This window comes from Serratia entomophila (assembly GCF_021462285.1).
Classification (GTDB): Bacteria; Pseudomonadota; Gammaproteobacteria; order Enterobacterales; family Enterobacteriaceae; genus Serratia; species Serratia entomophila.
Window position 1 is genome coordinate 896,019 of the sequence record NZ_CP082787.1, and the last position, 22,307, is coordinate 918,325.

Below are 22,307 nucleotides of genomic sequence, written 5' to 3' on the forward strand. Positions count from 1 at the left end.
GTTCTCCCGGTAATCAAAGGTGGCTAGAAGCCGGCGGCGCTGCCGTTGCTGCGCGGATCGAAGGCGCCTTCGAGCATGCCGTTGGTATGCCGCACGATGGCGCCGGCGTGGCCGACCGCTTCGCTGAAGTCCGGCAACAGTTCAACCTCATGGCCGCGCTGGCGCAGGTAGGCGAGGGTCTCGGCGCTGAAGCGGGCTTCCAGCTTCAACGAGTCGGAGCTTTCGCCCCAGGTGCGGCCGAGCAGCCAGCGCGGCGCGCTGATTGCCTGCTGCAGCGGCAGCCCTTGCACCACGTGGCGGACAAACAGCGCCGCCTGGGTTTGCGGCTGGCCGTCGCCGCCCATCGAGCCGTACACCAGCGTGCGCCCGTCGTACAGCCTGGCGGCGGCCGGGTTCAGGGTGTGGAACGGCTGTTTGCCCGGCGCCAAAGCCAGCAGGTGGGCGGGGTCCAGGCTGAAAGAGGCGCCGCGGTTTTGCCACAGTACGCCGCTTTGCGGCAGCACCACGCCGCTGCCGAATTCATGATAGATGCTCTGAATGAAAGAGACCGCCAGCCCGCTGCTGTCCATCACCCCCATCCACACGGTGTCGCCCGGCCCCTTGCCCTGGCCCCAGGGCGCGGCCTGCCGAGCGTCGATGCGCTTCGCCAGGGCATCCAGATGTTCGGCCGCCAGCAGCGCCTGCGGTTCCTGGGTCATCTGCTCAGGATCGGTGATGTATTGGTCGCGCAGCCCGAACGCCAGCTTGGTGGCCTCTACCACGGCGTGCACCACGGCGCCTTCGGGCTGGCCGACCAGCGGCAGGCGGTCGGTCAGCCCGAGGATGGCCAGCGATACCAGCCCCTGGGTCGGCGGCGTCAGGTTGAAAATCTCGCCTTTTTGGTGCTCCAGGCGCAGCGGGGTGCGGCGGCGTGGCCGGTAATCCGCCAGATCCTGCGCGGTGAGCGGCATGCCCAGCGTCGCCATGTCCATCGCCATGCGCTGGGCCAGCGGGCCGCGATAAAAACTGTCTAACCCGTCCTCGGCCAGGGCGATCAGCGTATCGGCCAGCTGCGGCTGGCAGAAGCGTTGGCCGGCGTGCGGGATCTCTCCCTGCGGCAGGTAGGTGCGGGCGAAGTGTTCGTTATCCGCCAGCTCATGGTATTTGCTGCGCGTCGCCGCCTCCTGGGACGCAGTGACCGGAATGCCGTCGGCCGCATAGCGGATGGCGTCGGCCAGCAGGCGCGGCAGCGGCAGCTGATCGCCCCCCAGCTCGGCGGAATAGGCCAGTGCCTCCTGCCAGCCGCCGACGGTGCCGGCCACGGTCAGCGCCGCCTTCGGCCCGCGATGCGGAATACGGCTCTCGCCGGCGTAGAGCGCCAGCGTCGCCAGCGAACCGGCCGCGCCGCTGGCGTCGATCGCCAGAGGATCGCCCTGCGGCGGCACAATCAGCCAAAAGCCGTCACCGCCGATGCCGTTCATGTGCGGGTAAACCACGGCGATAGTGGCGGCGGCGGCCACCATCGCCTCAATGGCGTTGCCGCCTGCGCGCAGCACCGCCAGCGCGCTTTCGCTGGCGAGGTGGTGGGGCGTGACCGCCATGCCCAATGGCGCGGTGTTGCTGTTAATCATCTCTTGGCCCTTTTGTGAGGTCAGCGTTGGGTTAGAGACAAGCAAGAGGCGTTCCACTTTTCTCGGCTGGATGAAGCGTGCTATGTTCCGCTGAAACAAAGGTTACATCGGGAATCACAATGCAACAGATTGATGAGCGGCTGCGCAGCGCATACCCGCAGCTGACGCCGCAGGAGCAGCGGGTGGCCGATTTTATCTTTGACCACTTCGATGACCTGATCAGCTATAACAGCGCCGAGCTGGCGCGTTTGAGCGGCGTTTCCAAAGCCACGGTCAGCCGGTTGTTCAAGCGGCTGGGCTACCAAAGCTACCGCGAGATGCGCGATGAGTTGCGCACCTTGCGCCAGAGCGGCATGCCGCTGACTGACAACCGGGATGCGGTGCAGGGCAACACCCTGCTGGCGCGGCACTACAAGCAGGAAATGGCCAACCTGACTCAGTGGGTGAACCATATCGATGCGCACCAGTTTAATGCGGTGATCGCCGCGCTGGTGCAGGCGCGCCGCGTGGTGCTGATGGGGTTCCGCAACAGCTACCCGGTGGCGATGCACCTGCGCCAACAGCTGCTGCAGGTGCGGGAAAGGGTGATGCTGGTACCGCAGCCCGGCCAGACGCTGGCGGAAGAGCTGGCCGATCTGGCGCCGCAGGACGTGGCGGTAGTGGTGGCGTTTCGCCGCCGGCCGCGCCAGCTCAGGGCGGTCCTGACGCAGTTGCAGGCTCAGCGGGTGCCGACGCTGTTGATCTGCGAGCCGCAGGCGCAGGCGCTGATCCCATTGGCCAACTGGCATTTGGCCGCGCCGCTCGACAGCGTGTCGGCGTTCGACAGCTACTCCGCCGCCATGAGCCTGGCCAATCTGCTCAGCAACGCGCTGCTGCACGAGACGCTGGCGCAGGGAAGGCAGCGCATCCATCAAATCGCCGATTTATATCAGGATCTGGACGAACTGGAACAGCGCTGAATCCGGCGCTGTTTTGGTGCTTACGCACCTTTATGGTGCTTCTCTCTCTCCAATTTCATTCCCCTCCCACCGCAGCGTTCGCGGGGGAATGCCGATGAGTATCCGATAACCTGCGGGCATTAAAGCAGATCGTTCATCGCATTTTCTTTTGGCACATTAGTTGCAGAGTGATAATCAAAGAATCTTTTGTTTCATCATTCCAACATTGGGGATAGGCTATGAACATCAAGAAAACACTGTGGGTTGCTTTGGCGGCGGTCGCGCTGATGGCGCAGGCGGCTTCGGCGCAGGCGGATCAATTGCAGGATATCCAGCAACGCGGCGTGCTGCGCGTGGCGGTGCCGCAGGACTTCCCGCCGTTTGGGTCGGTCGGCACCGATCTGCAGCCGCAGGGTTATGACATCGACATGGCGCGTTACCTGGCCGACAAGATGAAACTTAAGTTGCAGCTGGTGCCGGTAACCAGCGCCAACCGCGTGCCTTACCTGCAGACCAACAAGGTGGATCTGGTGATCTCCAGCCTGGGCAAAAACCCGGAACGCGAGAAGGCCATCGCGTTTAGCCGCGCCTATGCGCCGTTTTTCCTCGGCGTATTCGGCCCGCAGGACGCCGCACTGGGCGATGCCGCACAGCTGGACGGTAAAACCGTCGGCGTAACGCGCGGCGCGGTGGAGGACATGGTGCTGAGCGACACCGCACCCAAGGGGGCGCAGATCAAGCGCTATGAAGACAACAACACCACGCTGTCGGCTTATTTGTCCGGCCAGGTGCAGTACATCGCCACCGGCAACCTGGTGGTGAGCGCCCTGGCGCGCCAGAACCCGGGCAAGGCGCCGGTGGCCAAGTTTATGCTGAAGGATTCGCCGTGCTTTGTAGGGCTGCGCCTGGGCGAACCGGCGCTGAAGGCCAAAGTGGACGCATTGATTGAGCAGGCGTTGCAGGACAACACCCTGAACGGCCTGTCGGAGAAATGGCTGAAAGCGCCGCTGCCCGCCAACCTTGGCGCATAACGGGGGCGCCTGATGACCTATCAGCTGAATTTCCCCGCCCTGTGGCCCTATCTGCCCGAGCTGCTGGCGGGCCTGCTGACCACCGTCGAGCTGTCGGCGCTGGCGACCCTGATGGGCGTCGCGTTGGGGATTTGCGGGGCGGCGATCCGCAGCGGCAAGGCCACGCCGCTGAGCCGCCTGTGGGGCGTTTATGTCGAAGTGGTGCGCAATACGCCGTTCGTGGTGCAGCTGTTCTTTATCGTGTTCGGGCTGCCGAGCCTGGGCTGGAAGCTGAGCGCCGGACAGGCGGCGCTGTTGGCGATGGTGATTAACCTCGGCGCCTACAGCACCGAGATTATCCGCGCCGGCATTCAGGTGACGCCGAAAGGCCAGTGGGAAGCGGGGCGGGTGCTGGGCTTCAGCCGCAGCCAGACTTTTCTGCGCATCGTGCTGCCGCCGTCGCTGCAGCGCATTTATCCGGCGCTGGTCAGCCAGTGCATTATCGTGATGCTCGGGTCATCGGTGGTGTCGCAGGTGTCGTTCGAAGAGCTGACCTTCGCCGCCAACCTGATCCAGTCGCGCACCTTCCTCAGTTTTGAGGTTTATCTGGTGACGACGCTGTTCTATCTGCTGTTGTCGGTGTTGATGCGCCAGCTGCTGCTGGCCGCCGGACGGCGCTTTTTGGGGAGCCAGGGCTGATGCTGACCTTTACCGACTGGGATATCGTGCGCAACCTGCTGCTGGCGGCGCGCTGGACGCTGCTGCTGTCGCTGACGGCGTTTTTCGGCGGCACGCTGGTGACGCTGCCGCTGTTGTTGTTGCGCCTGAGCAAACGCCGCTGGGCGCTGCGGCTGGTGCGGCTCTACGCCGAACTGTTTCAAGGCACGCCGCTGTTGATGCAGCTGTTTTTGGCGTTCTTCGGCCTGGCGCTGTTCGGTATCGACGTCAGCCCCTGGGCCGCCGCCGCGCTGGCGCTGACGCTGTTCACCAGCGCTTTTCTGGTGGATATCTGGTCAGGCAGCATCGCCGCCTTGCCGAAGGGCCAGTGGGAAGCTTCGCGCTGCCTGGGGCTGAGCTTCGGCCAGACCCTGGTGCGGGTGATCGTGCCGCAGGCGGTGCGCATCGCTATCGCGCCAACCGTCGGGTTTTCGGTACAGGTGATCAAGGGCACCGCGCTGGCGTCGATCATCGGTTTCGTCGAGCTGACCAAGGCCGGCACCATGCTGAACAATGTGACTTACCAACCCTTTAAGGTGTTTGGCCTGGTGGCGTTGGGCTATTTCCTGATGTGTTACCCGCTGTCGCGCTACAGTCATTATCTGGAGAAGAAATTCCATGCCGCTCATCACAATTAATCAGGTTCAAAAATATTACGGTCAAAACCATGTGCTGAAGGGCGTGGATCTGGATATCGACATGGGGCAGGTGATCTCGATTATCGGCCGCAGCGGGTCCGGCAAGAGCACGCTGCTGCGTTGCATCAATGGGCTGGAAGGTTATCAGGAAGGCAGCATCAAACTGGGCGGCATGACCATTACCGACCGCGATTCGCAGGCGCGTGAGATCAGCCGCTCAATCGGCATGGTATTCCAGAACTTCAACCTGTTTCCGCACATGAGCGCGCTGGAAAACGTGATGCTGGCGCCGCGCCGGGTGCTGAAAAAGAGCCCGGCCGAGTGTCGCCGGCTGGCGGAAGAGATGCTGAACAAAGTCGGGCTGGGCGAACGGATGCACTATGCGCCGGCCAACCTCTCCGGTGGGCAGCAGCAGCGGGTGGCGATCGCCCGCGCGCTGGCGATGAAGCCGAAAGTGCTGCTGTGCGACGAGATAACCTCGGCGCTGGATCCCGAGCTGGTGGGCGAAGTATTGAAGGTGCTGGAGCAGTTGGCCAACGAGGGCATGACCCTGATCCTGGTGACGCACGAGATGAACTTTGCCCGTGAGGTCGGCGACCGGGTGGTCTTTATGCACCAGGGTAAAGTCTGGGAGCAGGGCGACAGCCGCACGCTGTTCGCCAACCCGCAAACGCAGGAATTAAAACAGTTTATCGCTTCGGTTCGCGGCTTGTCGGAAGCCTGAGAACGGGGTGTTGAATATTAAGTTATTAAGCTGGTAAGGAAATAACATGTTGGATATCGCAAAATACGATCAGATTAATCCCCCCGCCCGTTTGCTGATGGGGCCAGGGCCGATCAACGCCGATCCGCGCGTGTTGCGCGCCATGTCGAGCCAGCTGATCGGCCAGTACGATCCGGCGATGACCGGCTACATGAACCAGGTGATGGAGCTGTACCGCGCGCTGTTCCGCACCGAGAACCGCTGGACGATGCTGGTGGACGGCACCTCGCGTTCCGGCATCGAGGCGATGCTGGTCTCCTCCATTCGCCCCGGCGACAAGGTGCTGGTGCCGGTGTTCGGCCGCTTCGGCCACCTGCTGTGCGAAATCGCCCGCCGCTGCCGCGCCGAAGTGCACGCCATCGAGGCGCCGTGGGGGGAAGTGTTCAGCGCCGATCGTATCGAGGACGCCATCAAAAAGGTGCGTCCACGCCTGCTGCTGACGGTGCAGGGCGACACCTCCACCACCATGCTGCAGCCGCTGGAGCAGTTGGGCGATATCTGCCGCCGCCACGGCGTGCTGTTCTACACCGACGCCACCGCCTCCTTTGGCGGCAACCCGCTGGAAACTGACGCCTGGGGGCTGGATGCGGTGTCCGCCGGCCTGCAAAAATGCCTGGGCGGCCCGTCCGGCAGTTCGCCCGTCACCCTCAGCCCGCAGTTTGAAGAGGCAATCCGCCGTCGCAAATGCGTGGAACAGGGCATTCGCACCGCCGATCACGCCGACGGCGATGACGAGATGATCTACTCCAACTATTTCGATCTCGGCATGATCATGGATTACTGGGGCCCCGAGCGGCTTAATCACCACACCGAAGCCACCAGCATGCTGTTCGCTGCCCGCGAATGCGCCCGGGTGATTCTGGAAGAGGGGCTGGATAACGCTATCGCCCGCCATCAGCTGCACGGCGCAGCGATGCTGGCCGGCATTCAGGGCATGGGGCTGGAGGTGTTCGGCGATCTCGACCACCGCATGAACAACGTGCTGGGGGTGGTGATCCCGCCGCAGGTGCACGGCGAGCAGGTGCGGCAGATGCTGCTGAACGACTTCGCCATCGAAATCGGCACCTCGTTCGGGCCGCTGCAGGGTAAGATCTGGCGCATCGGCACCATGGGCTACAACGCGCGTAAAGACTGCGTGCTGCAGACCCTGACCGCGCTGGAGGCGGTGCTGAACCGCCTGGGCTTCTCCAGCAAGCAGGGCGAGGCGCTGCAGGCGGCCTGGAATGCCTACGACGCCGGGAGCCGCTGAGCATGGCGCCGTTGACCGCCCAGGAGGCGGAACAGGCTGCGGCGCAGGTGATGGCGCGGTGCGATGCGCTGGCGGCGATCACCGCCGTGCCGGGCCAGTTGACGCGTACCTATCTTTCCCCGGAGCATCAGCGCGCCAACCTGCTGGTGGGCGACTGGATGCGCAGCATCGGCATGGCGGTGTGGCAGGACAGCGTCGGCAACATCTGCGGCCGCTATGAAGGGCAGACGCCTGGCGCACCGGCGCTGCTGCTCGGTTCGCACCTGGATACGGTGCGTAATGCCGGGCGTTACGACGGCATGCTCGGCGTATTGGCCGCGCTGGAAGTGGTGGCGCACCTGCACCGCCGGCAGCGCCGTCTGCCGGTGGCGGTTGAGGTGATCGGCTTTGCCGATGAAGAGGGCACGCGCTTTAGCGTCGCCCTGCTGGGCAGCCGCGGCATCACCGGCCGGTGGCCGGAGGAATGGCTGGCGCGCACCGATGCCGACGGCGTCAGCGTGGCGCAGGCGCTGCGCGATTTCGGCCTGGATCCGGCCGAAATCGGCCAGACGCGCCGCGCGCCAGGCGATATCTGCGCCTATCTGGAGCTGCATATCGAACAGGGCCCCTGCCTGGAGGCCGCCGGGCTGGCGCTGGGGGTGGTGACGGCGATCAACGGCGCGCGCCGCCTCAACTGCACCTTTACCGGCCTGGCCGGCCATGCGGGCACCGTACCTATGGGGCAGCGCAAAGACGCGTTGGCGGCGGCGGCGGAATGGATGGTAGCGGTAGAAGCCGTCACCGCCGCCGCCGATCCGCATCTGGTGGCGACGGTGGGATGCATTGAAAGCCTGCCGGGTGCGGTTAACGTTATCCCTGGCGAGGTGAAGCTGACGCTGGACGTGCGCGGCCCGGAAGATGGCCCGCTGGCGAGGCTGCTGGCGCAGCTGTTGCAGCAGGCGCAGGCGATCTGCGAACGGCGCGGGCTGCAGTTCGCCAGCGAGGAGTTTTACCGCATCGACGCGACGGCGTGCGACGCCGGATTGCAGCGGCGCTGGCATGACGGCGTGCGGCAGGTGCAGGGGAGCAGCATGGCGCTGCCGAGCGGCGCCGGGCACGACGCCATCGCCGTGGCGGCAGAGTGGCCGGTGGGCATGCTGTTTGTGCGCTGTGACCGGGGCATCAGCCATCACCCGGCGGAGGCGGTAACCGCATCCGACGTGGCGTTGGCGATCCGCGCCTACTGCCAAACGGTGGCAAGCTGGGGGAACGCCTGATGGAACTGCAACGTTTTAACCGGCTGTCGGCGGCGGAGGCGGAGCGGCTGCTGCGCCCCTGCGTGGATATCGACAGCTGGATCGCGGCGCTGATTGCCGCACGGCCGTTCAGCGGCGTAGACGCCGCGTTGGCGGCGGCGCGGCAGGCCGCGTTACGCTGGCGGCCGGACGACGTCGCCCGGGCGCTTGCCGCGCATCCGCGCATCGGTGAACGGGCGCAGGGCCAGGGGGCTGAAGCGCAGTTCTCCCGGCGTGAGCAGTCGGCGGTCGACGGGAAGGATGCGGCGCTGCAACAGGCGCTGCTGGCGGGCAACCGGCGTTATGAAGAGAAGTTTGAACGGGTGTTTTTAATCCGCGCCGCCGGGCGCGACGGGCAGGCCATCCTGCGCGAACTGGAGCGCCGGTTGCACAACGATGCGCCGCAGGAACAGCGTGAAACCGCCGAACAGCTGCGTGAAATCACCCTGCTGCGTTTGAAGGAGTTATTGAGCGATGAGTAACATCAGCACCCATATTCTGGATACCTCGGTCGGCAAGCCCGCAGCGGGCGTGCGGGTGTGGTTGGAACGGGAGCACGGCGGCCAGTGGCTGGCGCTGGCGGCAAGCCGCACCGACGCCGACGGCCGCGCCCGCGAGCTGACGCCGGCGGGGTTAGCCGCCGGCCATTACCGGCTGCATGCCGATCTCGGCGCTTATTTTGCCGCCGACGGGCGTGACACTTTGTATGCCACGGCGATTATCGATTTCGTCATCGGCGACCCGGCGCAGCATTACCACCTGCCGCTGCTGATCGCTCCGTACGCCTACTCAACCTACCGCGGCAGTTGACTGCCGTGCTGCGCGCCAGCTTCAGTCGTGGCGCAGGAAGCTGTCGGCGTCGCGCCAGGCGGGGAAGGCGCTGCGATAATTTTGCAGGTTTTCCAGCGACAGCTCGGCGTCCAGCCGCGCGGTCGCACCGGCCTCGGCCTCGGCCAGGATCTCACCCTGCGGGCTGAGGATCAGGCTGTCGCCGCTGTAGTTCAGGCCGTTGCCGTCTTCGCCGACGCGGTTGCAGCCGGCCACGTACGCCTGATTCTCAATCGCCCGCGCCGCCAGCAGCGTTTGCCAGTGTTTGTTGCGCGGCGCCGGCCAGTTGGCGACATACAGCGCCAGATCGTAATCCTGCTGATAGCGCGACCACACCGGGAAGCGCAGGTCGTAGCAAATCTGCGGCAGGATGCGCCAGCCGCGCCATTCGAAAATCTCGCGCCGCTTGCCGGCGCGGTAATGCAGGTGTTCGCCGGCCATGCGGAACAGGTGGCGCTTATCGTAAGCGTGCACCCGGCCGCCCGGCTCCACCAGCAGGAAACGGTTGACCGCGCCCTCGGCGGTTTTCAGCGCCACGCTGCCGCCCACCAGCGCGTGGGTTTTCACCGCCCAGCCATGCAGCCAGTCGATCACCTGCTGTTCGGGCAACGCGCTTTCGCCGGCATCCATGGCGAAACCGGTGGTGAACATCTCCGGCAGCACGATCAGATCGCGGCCGGCTATCGGGGCCAGCAGCGCATCGAAATGGCGCAGGTTGGCGGCGCCGTCACGCCAGACCAGCGGTTGCTGCAACAGGGTAATTTTTAAAGTCGACATAACCGCTCCGCAGCTGCATCCAGCGTGTCGTCCTGTTTGGCGAAGCACAGCCGAATCAATTTATGGGGGAAAGGATCGGCACAGAAGACCGACAGCGGAATGGCCGCCACGCCTGCGTGCTCGGTTAACCAACGGCAGAACGCCACATCGTCCAGATCGGAGATGGCGCTGTAGTCCGCCAGCAGAAAGTATGTACCTTCGCAGGGCAAAATTTCCAGTCGGCTGTTCGCCAGCGCCTGGATGAAGCGATCGCGCTTGGCGCGGTAGAACGCCGGCAGCTGCTGCCAGTGTTCCGGCGCGGCGCGCAGCATGTCCGCCAGCGCCAGCTGCGCCGGCGTATTGACCGCAAAGGTCAGGTATTGGTGCACCTTGCGCACTTCGGCGCTCAAGGCGGCGGGCGCCACGCAGTAGCCCACTTTCCAGCCGGTCATGTGGAAGGTTTTGCCAAAGGAAGAGACGGCGATTGCCCGCTGGCGCAGCTGCGGGTGAGCCAAGACGCTGGCATGGCCGCCCCCGGCGAAGCAGATATGCTCGTAGACTTCATCGCTGAGCACGTAAATTTCGCGTTCGGCGATGGCATGCCACAGCTGCTGCATGTCCTCCGCCCGCCAGGCGGTGGCGGACGGGTTGTGCGGGGTATTGACGATCACCAACCGGGTGCGCGGCGACAACAACGCGGCGAACTGCCGCCAGTCGACGCTGAAGCCTGGCGGCTGCAGGGCGATGCGCTTCAGCGTGCCGCCGGACAGCGTCACCGCGGGCGCATAGCTGTCGTAGCTGGGATCGAAACAAATCACTTCGTCGCCGGGGCGCACCAGCGCGCTGATGGCGGCGAACAGCGCCTCGGTGGCGCCGGCGGTCACCGTCACTTCCGCGGCGGCGTCCGGTTGCCAGCCATACAGCTGAGCGGTTTTCTCGGCGATGGCCTCGCGCAGCGGCGCGACGCCGGTCATCGGCGCATATTGATTGGCGCCCTGGGCGACGTGCCAGGCGAGACGCTCTTTCAGGTAGGCCGGGCCATCGAAATCGGGGAAGCCCTGCGACAGGTTGATCGCCTGATGCTGCTGCGCCAGCGCGCTCATCTGGGTAAAGATGGTGGTGCCCAGTGCAGGCAGTTTGCTTTCGGGAATCAATGCGGAAGTGCTCATGGTCGGCTCAAACTCCTGGCGCTTATGTTGCCGTCAATATAACACGATGTTAGTATTTGGCAATCAAGACGCTTAGATGGCTAAATGCGAAAAAGTTCTTACCGCGACGCCGGCCATTCTAAGCCGCATCGGCTGGCGACCTTACAGATCGGGAAACGATAATGACGGATAATCCGCAACTTGCAGCGTTATTGGCGGCCTGCCACTGGATCGGCGAGAAGGGCTGGTGCCCGGCGACCGGCGGCAACATGTCGCTACGCCTCGACGATAGCCAGTGCCTGGTTACCGAGTCCGGCAAAGACAAGGGCAGCCTGACCGAGGCGGACTTCCTGCGGGTGGAAACCGCCAACAACCACGTGCCGAGCGGCCGCACGCCGTCGGCGGAAACCGGGCTGCACACCCTGATTTACCGCCTCTATCCGCAGATTGGCGCGGTGCTGCACACCCATTCGGTCAACGCCACCGTGCTGTCACGCGTCGAACGCAGCGAAGCGCTGGTGCTGCAGGGCTATGAAATGCAAAAATCGCTCGGCGGCCAGAGCAGCCATCTGGACAGCGTGACGATCCCGATCTTCGACAACGATCAGGATATTCCGCGGCTGGCGGCGCGCGTGGCGGCCTATGCCGAAACCACGCCGCTGCGGTACGGTTTTCTGGTGCGCGGCCACGGTCTGTACTGCTGGGGCCGCCAGGTGGCGGAGGCCCGCCGCCATCTTGAAGGGCTGGAATTCCTGTTCCAGTGCGAACTGCAACGCCGCTTACTGGAGGCGAAATGATCCGCGCCATCGTTACCGATATTGAAGGCACCACCAGCGATATCCGCTTTGTGCATCAGGTGCTGTTCCCCTACGCGCGCGCGCGGCTGGCGGATTTTCTGCGCAGCCACGCCGAAGACGCCGAGGTGGCCGCACCGCTGGTTGCCCTGCGTCAGGAAATTGAACGGCCGGAAGCGGACATCGAACAGCTGACAGCCGCGCTGTACCGTTTTATGGATGAAGATCGCAAGTCCACCGCGCTGAAGGCGCTGCAGGGCATCATTTGGCGCAGCGGCTACCTCAACGGTGATTTCCGCGGCCATCTGTACCCGGAGGTGGCCGCGCAGCTGGCGGCCTGGCAGCGGCAGGGGCTGCGGCTGTACGTTTACTCCTCCGGCTCGGTAGAGGCGCAGAAGCTGCTGTTCGGCTACAGCGACGCCGGCGATTTGCAGCCGCTGTTCAGCGGCTATTTCGACACCCACGTCGGCGCGAAGCGCGAAACCGCATCGTACCGCAATATCGCCCAGGCCATCGGCCTCGCGCCCGATGAACTGCTGTTCCTGTCCGACATTCATCAGGAGCTGGACGCCGCCCTGGCCGCCGGCTGGCATACCTGCCAGCTGATCCGCGACCAGGCGGATGCGCACAGCCGGCACCCGCAGGTTAACCGTTTTGATCAGATCGATTTAAGGGAGTTCGCCTCATGAGTGGATTGACCATTTTCAGCGACCAGGAGCCGCAGCAGCCGCTGTGGCAAAGCCATGATGCCGAGGCGATCCAGCAACGGCTGGCGCAGATCGGGGTGCGTTTCGAGCGCTGGCGGGCGGATCGGGAACTGGGCGAGAACCCGCAGCCGCAGGCGGTGATCGCGGCTTATCAACACGAGATCGACCGGCTGGTGGCGGAGAAGGGCTATCAGAGCTGGGATGTGATCAGCATGCGCCCGGACAACGAGCAGCGCCAGGCGCTGCGCGACAAGTTTTTATCGGAACATACCCACGGTGAAGACGAAGTGCGCTTCTTCGTCGAAGGCGCGGGGCTGTTTTGTTTGCATCTGGATGGCAAGATCTTCCAGATCCTGTGCGAGAAGAACGATCTGATCTCGGTGCCGGCCAACACCCGTCACTGGTTCGATATGGGATCGGCGCCCAACTTCACGGCGATCCGCGTATTCGACAATCCGGAAGGCTGGGTGGCGCATTTCACCGGCGACAAGATTGCCGACGCCTACCCACGACTCGACTGATTACTCCTGTGCGGGCGTTACCCTAGCGCCCGCTGAAAAATCCCGTCTTTAACCTGCCGTGGCGTAATCACGCCGCTGTCGAACACCCAGGCATCGATCAGCGCCGCAGGCGTCACGTCGAACGCCGGGTTATGCACCGGCGCATCGGGCGGCGCCCATTGGCATGCGCCAAAACTGCCGGCTGCGCCGGTGACCTCGGCTGCCGCGCGTTGCTCGATCGGGATGGCCGCGCCGTTCGGGCAGTGCGGATCGTGCGTGGTGTGCGGGGCGGCGACGTAGAACGGAATGCGGTGATAGTGCGCCAGCACCGCCAGGCTGTAGGTGCCGATTTTATTGGCCACGTCGCCGTTGGCGGCGATGCGGTCCGCGCCGACCCACACGGCGTCGACCTGCCCCTGGGCCATCAGGCTGGCGGCCATCGAATCGCAAATCAGCCGATAGGGAATGCCCAGCTCGCCCAGCTCCCAGGCGGTCAGGCGGCCGCCCTGCAGCAATGGCCGGGTTTCATCGACCCACACCTGCTGCACTTTGCCCTGCTGATGGGCGCGCAGCAGCACGCCGATGGCGGTGCCGATGCCGGCAGTGGCTAAACCGCCGGTGTTGCAATGGGTCAGCAGGCGACTGCCGGGTTGCACCAGCGCCGCGCCGCGATCGGCGATGCGGTCGCACAACTGCCGGTCTTCTTCCACCAGGCGCAGCGCCTCCGCCGCCATCGCCGGCGCCCAGTCAGGCTGAGCCAGCGCCAGCTTCATTCGATCCAGGTTGTTCATCAGGTTCACCGCCGTCGGCCGGGCGGCGCGCAGCGTTTGCAACGCCTGTTCCAACTCGGCGCGCGGCAGGCCGCGCTCCGCCAGCAGCGCCAGCAACAGGCTGGCGGACAGGCCAATCAACGGCGCGCCGCGTACCCGCAGGCTGTGGATATGCCCCACTAATTCTTCCACGCTGTCGCAGGTGCGCCACTGCGTTTCCTGCGGCAGGGCCTGCTGATCGAGGATCCAAAGTCGGTTGTCACGCAGGGTCAAACTGGTGGTGTTAAGCGCTTGCATCGGCGGTTAATTCCTCGTTGCGTAGTTATTGCATCTGGAAAGCTATTCTGCCAACATGACTTCCAGATGTATAGACGTCCAAATGCTTTTACGTCTAAAAAATAAAACTGCCGCATCAGTGAGCAAGAACAGAGGGGTTGGGGAATGTCGCTTTATCGTACGTTTACGGCTGCCGATGCCGTTGAATATGCTCGCCAATATGGGCAGCTGGCCGATCCGCAGGCGCTGGTGAGCGCCGACGAAATTGGCGACGGCAATCTGAATCTGGTGTTCAAGATCCGCGATCGCGATGGCGTAAGCCGGGTGATCGTCAAACAGGCGTTGCCGTACGTCCGCTGCGTGGGCGAATCCTGGCCGCTGACCCTGGACCGGGCGCGCATCGAGGCGGAAACCTTGCTGATCCACGGCGGTTTTTGCCCGCGGCACACGGTGAAGGTGCTGCATCACGATCCCGATCTGGCGGTGATGGTGCAGGAAGATCTTTCCGACCATCGCATCTGGCGCAGCGAGCTGGTGCAGGGCAACTACCATCCGCTGGCGGCGGGGCAGCTGGCGGAATATCTGGCGCAAACCCTGTTCCATACCTCCGATTTTTATCAGCCGGCCCAGCAGAAAAAGGCCGAGGTCAGCCGTTTTACCAACCCTGAGCTGTGCCAGATAACGGAAGATCTGTTTTTTACCGATCCTTATGTCGACCATGAGCGCAATCAGTTTGATCCGGCGCTGCTGCCGCAGGTGCAGGCGCTGCGTGACGATGCGGCGCTGAGGTTGGCGATCGCCGGGCTTAAGCATCGTTTCCTGAGCAAGGCGGAAGCCCTGCTGCACGGGGATATTCACAGCGGTTCGATCTTTGTCGGCGAAGGCCGGCTGAAAGCGATAGACGCCGAATTTGGCTTCTATGGCCCGATAGGTTTTGACGTCGGCACCGCATTGGGCAACTTGCTGTTGAACTATTGCGGGCTGCCGGGCCTGTTCGGGCCGCGCGACGCCGACGCCGGGCGCGAACAGCGCCTGCAGGACGTGCGCGAGCTGTGGCTGATTTTCGCCGATCGCTTCCTGTCGCTGTGCCATCAGCAGAGCCGCGATCCGGCGCTGGCGGCGCCGGGTTACGCCGAACAGTTTCTGCAGCAGGTGTGGGCGGATGCGCTGGGCTATTGCGGCAGCGAGCTGATCCGCCGCACCATAGGTTTGGCGCACGTCGCCGATCTGGACAGCATCGACGACGCCGAAATGCGCCTCGCATGCCAGCGCAACGCGCTGGGACTGGGCCGCGCGCTGATCGTCAATGCGCCGCAGATTGAGCATATCGATGCCTTGCTGGCGCGTATCCGGCAGCAGGGGTGAAAAGGCGGGTGCTCTAATCCGATTATCCCTGCCGTTAAATTAGCCGTTCCGCCAAGGTTGCGGCCCGCTGCGCATTTTGTGGCGCCGCAAAAGAAAAAGGGGCGATATTCATCGCCCCTTTGCTGATTTGGCCTGCGCCCGCGTTATGCCGCTTCGGTGTGCTGCTGGCGCTTAGACGGCGCCGCCGGCTTTGCCGGCTTGCTGGCCGCCAGCGCATCCGGCGCGAAGTCATCGACGTTAATGGAACGCAGGCGGCTTTCCTCGGCTTTCACCAGGATCTGCGCTTCGTCTGCGCTGATCTTGCCTTCTTCCAGCGCGCGTTCGGCCAGGCGATCCAGGCGGGTGAACGGCAGGTTTTTGCCGGCCGCCTTGCACAGGCGTTCGTGGATAGGCTCGGCGGCGATCACGTCCGCCAGCGCGGCTTCCAGCAGGCCGACCGGGTTATGCTCGCTCGGCGTCAGGTACTGGCCGCGGCCCAGGCGGCTGCGGGTGGCGGAAGGCACCTGCAGGATTTTCGCCAGCTGGTGATCCAGACGGTCGGACGGCGCGGTGTGCACGCGGCCGAACGGGAATACCACCAGACGCATCGCCCCGGCGATAAAGCGGTTCGGGAAGTTGCGCAGCAGGTCATCCAGCGCCTGCTCGGCCTTGTGCAGGCTGTCCTGCACGCTCCAGTGCACCAGCGGCAGGTCTTCTTTCTGGCGGCCTTCGTCGTCAAAGCGTTTCAGCGCCGCAGACGCCAGGTACATCTGGCTGAGGATATCCCCCAGGCGGGCGGAGATGCGCTCGCGGCGTTTCAGGCTACCGCCCAGCACGCCCATGGAAACGTCCGACAGCAATGCCAGGTTGGCGCTCAGGCGGTTCAACTGCTGATAATAGCGACGGGTCGCGTCCTTGGTCGGCGCGGCGCTGGTGCGGCCGTTGGTCAGGCCCAGCCAGAAGCTGCGCACCTTGTTGCTGCCGACGTGGCCCAGATGGCCGAACAGCAGCTTGTCGAAGGCGTTCAGATCGTTGCTCTGCGCCGCCGCCATTTCATCCAGCACGTAAGGATGGCAGCGAATGGCGCCCTGGCCGAAGATCATCATGGTGCGGGTCAGGATGTTGGCGCCTTCCACCGTGATGGCGATTGGCGCACCCTGATAGGCGCGGGCCAGGAAATTGGACTCGCCCAGCATGATGCCTTTACCGCCGGCGATGTCCATCGCGTCGATAATCGACTGCTGGCCTCTGTGGGTACAGTGGTATTTAACGATGGCCGACAGTACCGCCGGTTTTTCGCCCTGCACCAACGCATAGGTGATCAGTGAAGCGGCGGCGTCCATCACATAGGTGTTGCCGGCGATGCGCGCCAACGGCTCTTCGATACCTTCCATCTTGCCGATGGAAATCTTGAACTGACGGCGAATGTGCGCGTAAGCGCCGGTCGCCAGTGCGATAGACTTCAGGCTGCCGGTGGAGTTGGACGGCAGGGTGATGCCGCGGCCTACCGACAGACATTCAACCAGCATGCGCCAGCCCTGGCCGGCCATTTTCGGGCCGCCGATGATGTAGTCGATCGGCACGAACACGTCGGTGCCGCGGGTTGGGCCGTTCTGGAACGGCACGTTCAGCGGGAAGTGACGGTTGCCGATTTCCACGCCCGGCGTGCTGGTCGGGATCAGCGCACAGGTGATGCCTGGCGAAGCGTTGTCGCTCAGCAGGTGGTTCGGGTCATACAGCTTGAAGGCCAGGCCCAGTACGGTGGCGACCGGCGCCAGCGTGATGTAGCGTTTGTTCCAGGTCAGGCGCATGCCCAGCACCTGCTGGCCTTGCCATTCGCCCATGCACACGGTGCCGACGTCCGGAATGGCGCCGGCGTCTGAACCCGCTTCCGGGCTGGTCAGGGCGAAACAAGGGATTTCGTCGCCGCGCGCCAGGCCCGGCAGGTAGTGATCTTTCTGTTCATCGGTGCCGTAGTGTTGCAGCAGTTCGCCCGGGCCGAGGGAGTTAGGCACGCCGACGGTGATCGCCAGGATGCCGGAAACGCCGGCCAGTTTTTGCAGCACGCGCGCCTGAGCATAAGGAGAGAACTCCAGGCCGCCGTACTCTTTCTTGATGATCATGGCGAAGAAGCGGTGCTCTTTCAGGTACGCCCACAGTTCCGGCGGCAGATCGGCCAGTTCGTGGGTGATCTGGAAGTCGTTGGCCATGCGGCAGGCTTCTTCCACCGGGCCGTCGATAAACGCCTGTTCTTCTTCCGTCAGCTGCGGTTTCTGGTAGTTATGCAGCTTGTTCCAGTCCGGCGCGCCGCGGAACAGATCGCCTTCCCACCAGGTGGTGCCGGCGTCGATGGCCTCTTTCTCGGTGGTGGACATCGGCGGCATCACCTTGCGGAAGGCGCGCAATGCCGGTGCAGACAGCAGAGAACGGCGCAGCGAGGTGAGATTAAGCGGCAGCAGAACGATCGCCAGCGGCAGCAACATCCAGAAGCTCCACAGGCCAATTGCGCCCATGGCGGCGGTGTAGGCCACCAGGATCAGGCTGCTGAGGGTAAGGTTCACTCGGTGGTAAAACACCACGCCAATGAGTGCCAGTAAAACAACAATACTAAGAACCATCATAAGAAGCTCCGAAGTAGTAAGAGGTCTGACCTGTTGTGTATATGTAATAGGTTTTAGTACAAGGCCAGATTTTTATCAATGCATTTACAGTTTAATTACAACTCAGGTCACAAACCGACAGCACCAAACATCAAAAATCTCACCGGAACCTCAACCGCCGCGCCGTTTGACCGACAGTGCTTCTCGGTTTTTCCGCGATCCGGTACACTGCGGGGCGGAAGATTGACGATAACAAGAGGTTCCTCATGTACCACGACCTTATTCGCAGTGAACTGAACGAAGCGGCTGATACCCTGGCGAAATTTATCAGCGACGATGCCAATATCGATGCCATTCAACGCGCCGCCGTCCTGCTGGCGGACTCTTTTAAAGCCGGCGGGAAGGTGATCTCCTGCGGCAACGGCGGCTCCCATTGCGACGCGATGCACTTCGCCGAAGAGCTGACCGGCCGCTACCGCGAAAACCGCCCGGGCTACCCGGCGATTGCCATCTCCGACGTCAGCCATCTGTCCTGCGTCAGCAACGACTTCGGCTACGACTACGTGTTCTCGCGCTATGTGGAAGCGGTTGGCCGTGAAGGCGACGTGCTGCTGGGCATCTCTACCTCCGGCAACTCCGGCAACATCATCAAGGCCGTCGAAGCGGCGCGCGCGAAAGGGATGAAAGTGATCACCCTGACCGGCAAGGACGGCGGTAAAATGGCGGGTTCCGCCGACGTGGAAATCCGTGTGCCGCACTTCGGCTACGCCGACCGCATTCAGGAAATCCATATCAAAGCGATTCACATCTTGATTCAGCTGATCGAAAAAGAGATGGTTAAGGCTTGATGGCCTCGGGGGGCTGCGGTTCCCCATTAATTATAGTACGGGCGCCGCATGCCGCGTCCGTTAGGCAGTGTCAGTGTGGTTAAGGAGTGCTGGCGATGTGTGAACTGCTCGGGATGAGCGCAAACGTACCGACCGATATTTGCTTCAGCTTTACCGGGCTGGTACAGCGCGGTGGCCGCACCGGGCCACATAAGGATGGCTGGGGCATTACCTTCTATGAAGGGAACGGCTGCCGCACGTTCAAGGATCCTCAGCCGAGCTTCAACTCGCCGATCGCCCGCCTGGTGCAGGATTACCCGATCAAGTCCTGCGCGGTGGTGTCGCATATTCGCCAGGCCAACCGCGGCGAAGTGGCGCTGGAAAACACCCATCCCTTTACCCGCGAACTGTGGGGCCGCAACTGGACCTACGCGCACAACGGCCAGCTCAAGGGCTACCGGCGCCTGGAAACCGGCACCTTCCGCCCGGTCGGCCAGACCGACAGCGAGTACGCCTTCTGCTGGCTGCTGCACCAGCTGTCGCTGAAATATCCGCGCACCCCGAGCCATTGGCCCTCGGTATTCCGCTATATCGCGCTGTTGGCGGATCAGATGCGGCAGAAGGGGGTATTCAATATGCTGTTGTCGGACGGGCGCTTCGTGATGGCCTACTGCTCCACCAATCTGTATTGGATCACCCGCCGCGCGCCGTTCGGCAAGGCCACGCTGCTCGATCAGGACGTTGAGATTGATTTTCAGCAGCAGACCACACCTAACGATGTGGTCACGGTGATCGCCACCCAGCCGCTGACCGCCAACGAAACCTGGCACAAGATTGCGCCAGGCGAGTTCGCGTTATTTCACTTCGGTGAGCGGCTTGTTCTGGGCGAAGGGATTGGTGTTGGGCGTCGGGCTGGCTGACGCGTACTGCGTCATCTGGCTGCTGCTCATCAGCGGCTGGCCGAGCACGTACTGGCCGTTGGCCACGCCCATCATCGGCGGCTGATGGTTTTTGACGAAGTAGTCGTAACCCGGCTTCAGCTGGCGCCAGAAGGCGATATAGCTCGATGAACCGTGGCGCTTCAGGTTCTGTTCGGTCATGCGGAACGGATAGATGCTGATATCTATACGGCTCTGGCCATAGGCGAAAGCGGCTTCGACGTAGCGGTAAATCTCATCCATATAGGTGTTGGTCATCGCGTAGCAACCAATCGATTTACATTCCCCGTGGATCATCAGATAGGCGCCGGAATAACCCTGCGACTTGTCGTAATCATTTGGGAAACCGATATTAATCGCCCGGTAATACTTGCTGTCGGGTTTCAGATGGCGCGCGTCGACGCTATAAAAACCTTCGGGGCTTTTAAAGTCGCCTTCCCGACGTTTCGGTCCGAGGCCGCCGGAGAAATTACAGATGCGGAAGCTATTCACCAGGCGGAATTCGTTGCCCATTTTGGCATACAATTCCAGCGTGCGTTCCTCTTTGAAGATCTGAATATAGACCGGTGAACCGACCAATTGCTGTTTAACTACCGGCACCTCGGCTACCTGCTCGCTGGCGCTGCAGGCCGTGATCATCGGCATAGAAAAAAGCATCGCAAACAACAGCGCGATTTTGCTCATTATTATTCCTGCTTATATTTGTCTTATCTGTTGGCTTAATGACCACCGCCAACATGCCACTGATTATTGTTTTACTGCTGCAAAACACCGTCAGATTACCAGTGTGTTTATTTTTAGCAATATGCCATATGTATAAAAAAACGACAAAGCTCGATAAAAGTGAATCGACGGGCAGATTTTAACGATAGGTAGAGTAAAACAGCCAAAATTTAATTGCGTTTGCTTGACTCAGGTCACTGCGCAATGCAGAACAATGTTGCGAAAAATGTTAATATTCCGTCTTCAATTTAATGCGCTGTGATGATTGAAGCGAAAGGGATTATGCCATTAACCCCAAGTGTTTCATGGGCTATTTGCCGCAGATTGTTAACAGCGTTTTCTATCGCGCAAACAAGGGACGGAGGGAGTGGATCAAGGGATGCGCGTAACTCCATTTTGCAGTGCGATAGATTTCACGTTGGGCGCCCGGTCAGCGCGCCTGACCCTGAGGCCGCTCCCGTTCGGCAGCCTCATCATCCTGGCATCGTCCGCACCTGCCTCTGGGGCCGGTAAGACGTGTAAACCATTAAAAATCGTATAATCCTATGATTAAAATCAGAAAAGGGTTGGATCTGCCTATAGCCGGAGCACCGGTTCAGACAATCCACGACGGCCCAAACATTCAGCATGTCGCCCTGCTTGGGGCAGAGTATGTCGGAATGCGTCCCTCCATGCTGGTGCAGGAGGGCGATACCGTGAAGAAAGGCCAGGCGTTGTTCGAAGATAAAAAGAACCCCGGGGTTTTCTTCACGGCTCCCGCCAGCGGCCGCATCGTCGCCATTAACCGCGGTGAACGCCGGGTGCTGCAGTCGGTAGTGATTGCGCTGGAAAACGGCGGCGATGAGCAAGTGGCGTTCGCGCATTATCCGGTTGGCGAATTGGCGGTGTTGCCGCGTGAACAGGTGGAGAGCGAACTGATCGCCAGCGGCCTGTGGACCGCGCTGCGCACCCGCCCATTCAGCAAAACGCCGCGCCCCGGCAGCACGCCGCGCGCCATTTTCGTCACCGCCATGGACACCCAGCCGCTGGCCGCCGATCCGCAGGTGATTATCGCCGAGCAGCAAGCGGCGTTTAACGCCGGGCTGACGCTGCTGACGCGCCTGACCGAAGGCAAGGTGCACGTCTGCCACGCCGCCGGCGCCAAGCTGGGCCAACAGGCCGGCGCCCAGGTAACCTACAACGAATTCGCCGGCCCGCATCCCGCCGGGTTGGTGGGCACGCACATTCACTTCCTCGAGCCGGTCAGCCTGAAGAAAACCGTCTGGCATATCGGCTATCAGGACGTTATCGCCATCGGCACCTTGTTCACCACCGGCCGGCTCGATACCCGCCGGGTGGTGGCGTTGGCCGGGCCGCAGGTGGCGCAGCCGGCGTTGCTGCGCAGCCGTTTGGGCGCCAGCCTCGATGAGCTGACCGCCGGTCGCCTGAAGGCCGGTGAAAACCGGGTGATCTCCGGTTCGGTGCTGAACGGCGTGCAGGCCACCGGGCCCAACGCCTGGCTCGGGCGCTTCCATTCACAGGTTTCGGTGCTGGAAGAGGGGCGCGAGAAGGAGCTGTTCGGCTGGATCGCGCCTTCGCCGAACAAATTCTCCATTACCCGCACCACGCTGGGCCACTTCCTGAAGAACAAACTGTTCGCCTTTTCGACCACCACCCACGGCGGTGAACGCGCGATGGTGCCGATCGGCAACTACGAGCGGGTGATGCCGCTGGATATCCTGCCGACCCTGCTGCTGCGCGATCTGCTGGCGGGAGACAGCGACAGCGCCCAGGCGCTGGGCTGCCTGGAGCTGGACGAAGAAGATCTGGCGCTGTGCACCTTCGTTTGCCCCGGCAAGTATGAATATGCGCCGGTGCTGCGCGACGTGCTGACCAAGATTGAGCAGGAAGGATAACC

At 62.7% G+C, this 22,307-nt stretch carries 22 protein-coding genes; 16 read left to right on the forward strand and 6 right to left on the reverse strand.

Annotated elements, in window-relative coordinates; genetic code table 11:
* Positions 1-23: 23 nt before the first annotated feature.
* A complete protein-coding gene (locus KHA73_RS04145) occupies positions 24-1,610 on the reverse strand; it encodes a gamma-glutamyltransferase family protein (RefSeq protein WP_234589198.1) in 1,587 nt (528 codons plus the stop codon).
* 119 nt (positions 1,611-1,729) lie between these two features.
* On the opposite strand from KHA73_RS04145, the gene KHA73_RS04150 reads away from it, so the two are divergent.
* From KHA73_RS04150 to uraH, 9 genes are all read left to right on the forward strand, one after another.
* The gene (locus KHA73_RS04150; protein WP_234589200.1) at positions 1,730-2,569 is read left to right on the forward strand and encodes a MurR/RpiR family transcriptional regulator; all 840 of its coding nucleotides are present in this window, start codon (positions 1,730-1,732) and stop codon (positions 2,567-2,569) included.
* A gap of 218 nt (positions 2,570-2,787) precedes the next feature.
* Positions 2,788-3,579: a transporter substrate-binding domain-containing protein gene (locus KHA73_RS04155; protein ID WP_234589202.1), complete on the forward strand. Its 792-nt coding sequence runs from the start codon at positions 2,788-2,790 to the stop codon at positions 3,577-3,579.
* Positions 3,580-3,591: 12 nt separating this feature from the next.
* On the forward strand, positions 3,592-4,257 hold the full coding sequence (locus KHA73_RS04160; protein WP_234589203.1) for an amino acid ABC transporter permease: 666 nt from the start codon (positions 3,592-3,594) through the stop codon (positions 4,255-4,257).
* A complete protein-coding gene (locus KHA73_RS04165) occupies positions 4,257-4,913 on the forward strand; it encodes an amino acid ABC transporter permease (protein ID WP_234589204.1) in 657 nt (218 codons plus the stop codon). Before KHA73_RS04160 ends, KHA73_RS04165 begins: the two co-directional genes overlap by 1 nt.
* Positions 4,894-5,637: an amino acid ABC transporter ATP-binding protein gene (locus tag KHA73_RS04170; RefSeq protein ID WP_234589206.1), complete on the forward strand. Its 744-nt coding sequence runs from the start codon at positions 4,894-4,896 to the stop codon at positions 5,635-5,637. Before KHA73_RS04165 ends, KHA73_RS04170 begins: the two co-directional genes overlap by 20 nt.
* Before the next feature lie 46 nt (positions 5,638-5,683).
* Complete coding sequence (locus KHA73_RS04175; protein ID WP_234589207.1) at positions 5,684-6,925, forward strand: pyridoxal-phosphate-dependent aminotransferase family protein; 1,242 nt, start codon at positions 5,684-5,686, stop codon at positions 6,923-6,925.
* 2 nt (positions 6,926-6,927) lie between these two features.
* Positions 6,928-8,181, forward strand: a complete 1,254-nt coding sequence (gene hpxK / locus KHA73_RS04180; RefSeq protein WP_234589210.1) for an allantoate amidohydrolase — start codon at positions 6,928-6,930, stop codon at positions 8,179-8,181.
* Positions 8,181-8,681, forward strand: coding sequence for a 2-oxo-4-hydroxy-4-carboxy-5-ureidoimidazoline decarboxylase (uraD, locus tag KHA73_RS04185; RefSeq protein WP_234589219.1), 501 nt, complete (start codon positions 8,181-8,183; stop codon positions 8,679-8,681). Before hpxK ends, uraD begins: the two co-directional genes overlap by 1 nt.
* The gene (uraH, locus tag KHA73_RS04190; RefSeq protein ID WP_234589231.1) at positions 8,674-9,009 is read left to right on the forward strand and encodes a hydroxyisourate hydrolase; all 336 of its coding nucleotides are present in this window, start codon (positions 8,674-8,676) and stop codon (positions 9,007-9,009) included. The genes uraD and uraH overlap by 8 nt, the downstream gene beginning before the upstream one ends.
* A gap of 21 nt (positions 9,010-9,030) precedes the next feature.
* Here the strand turns inward: uraH and KHA73_RS04195 are convergent, their stop codons facing one another.
* Positions 9,031-9,804 (reverse strand): amidohydrolase, encoded by a 774-nt coding sequence (locus KHA73_RS04195; protein WP_234589232.1) that lies wholly within the window; start codon positions 9,802-9,804, stop codon positions 9,031-9,033.
* A complete protein-coding gene (locus KHA73_RS04200; protein ID WP_234589234.1) occupies positions 9,792-10,952 on the reverse strand; it encodes a pyridoxal phosphate-dependent aminotransferase in 1,161 nt (386 codons plus the stop codon). Before KHA73_RS04200 ends, KHA73_RS04195 begins: the two co-directional genes overlap by 13 nt.
* Positions 10,953-11,113: 161 nt before the next feature.
* Between KHA73_RS04200 and KHA73_RS04205 the strand changes: the two genes are divergently transcribed.
* Genes KHA73_RS04205 through KHA73_RS04215 form a run of 3 tightly spaced genes read left to right on the forward strand, consistent with a single transcriptional unit; the run spans position 11,114 to position 12,953 of the window.
* Positions 11,114-11,728, forward strand: coding sequence for a methylthioribulose 1-phosphate dehydratase (locus KHA73_RS04205; RefSeq protein ID WP_234589236.1), 615 nt, complete (start codon positions 11,114-11,116; stop codon positions 11,726-11,728).
* Complete coding sequence (gene mtnC, locus KHA73_RS04210) at positions 11,725-12,414, forward strand: acireductone synthase (RefSeq protein ID WP_234589238.1); 690 nt, start codon at positions 11,725-11,727, stop codon at positions 12,412-12,414. The genes KHA73_RS04205 and mtnC overlap by 4 nt, the downstream gene beginning before the upstream one ends.
* Positions 12,411-12,953, forward strand: coding sequence for a 1,2-dihydroxy-3-keto-5-methylthiopentene dioxygenase (locus KHA73_RS04215; protein ID WP_234589240.1), 543 nt, complete (start codon positions 12,411-12,413; stop codon positions 12,951-12,953). Before mtnC ends, KHA73_RS04215 begins: the two co-directional genes overlap by 4 nt.
* Positions 12,954-12,970: 17 nt before the next feature.
* Here the strand turns inward: KHA73_RS04215 and mtnA are convergent, their stop codons facing one another.
* Complete coding sequence (gene mtnA / locus KHA73_RS04220) at positions 12,971-13,999, reverse strand: S-methyl-5-thioribose-1-phosphate isomerase (protein WP_234589246.1); 1,029 nt, start codon at positions 13,997-13,999, stop codon at positions 12,971-12,973.
* A 144-nt stretch (positions 14,000-14,143) separates the two neighbouring features.
* Here mtnA and mtnK point away from each other — a divergent pair, with 144 nt between their 5' ends.
* Positions 14,144-15,343: an S-methyl-5-thioribose kinase gene (gene mtnK, locus KHA73_RS04225; RefSeq protein WP_234589247.1), complete on the forward strand. Its 1,200-nt coding sequence runs from the start codon at positions 14,144-14,146 to the stop codon at positions 15,341-15,343.
* Positions 15,344-15,486: 143 nt separating this feature from the next.
* On the opposite strand, the gene fadE is transcribed toward mtnK, so the two are convergent.
* Positions 15,487-17,943, reverse strand: a complete 2,457-nt coding sequence (fadE, locus tag KHA73_RS04230) for an acyl-CoA dehydrogenase FadE (RefSeq protein ID WP_234589249.1) — start codon at positions 17,941-17,943, stop codon at positions 15,487-15,489.
* 245 nt (positions 17,944-18,188) lie between these two features.
* On the opposite strand from fadE, the gene lpcA reads away from it, so the two are divergent.
* Together lpcA and KHA73_RS04240 are read left to right on the forward strand one after the other, a co-directional pair.
* Complete coding sequence (lpcA, locus tag KHA73_RS04235; RefSeq protein ID WP_234589250.1) at positions 18,189-18,770, forward strand: D-sedoheptulose 7-phosphate isomerase; 582 nt, start codon at positions 18,189-18,191, stop codon at positions 18,768-18,770.
* A 95-nt stretch (positions 18,771-18,865) separates the two neighbouring features.
* Positions 18,866-19,669: a class II glutamine amidotransferase gene (locus KHA73_RS04240; protein WP_234589252.1), complete on the forward strand. Its 804-nt coding sequence runs from the start codon at positions 18,866-18,868 to the stop codon at positions 19,667-19,669.
* On the opposite strand, the gene dpaA is transcribed toward KHA73_RS04240, so the two are convergent.
* The gene (dpaA, locus tag KHA73_RS04245) at positions 19,604-20,371 is read right to left on the reverse strand and encodes a peptidoglycan meso-diaminopimelic acid protein amidase (protein WP_234589257.1); all 768 of its coding nucleotides are present in this window, start codon (positions 20,369-20,371) and stop codon (positions 19,604-19,606) included. The two genes, KHA73_RS04240 and dpaA, sit on opposite strands and share 66 nt — an antisense overlap.
* 584 nt (positions 20,372-20,955) lie before the next feature.
* Between dpaA and KHA73_RS04250 the strand changes: the two genes are divergently transcribed.
* Complete coding sequence (locus KHA73_RS04250) at positions 20,956-22,305, forward strand: Na(+)-translocating NADH-quinone reductase subunit A (RefSeq protein ID WP_234589258.1); 1,350 nt, start codon at positions 20,956-20,958, stop codon at positions 22,303-22,305.
* Positions 22,306-22,307 lie beyond the last annotated feature (2 nt).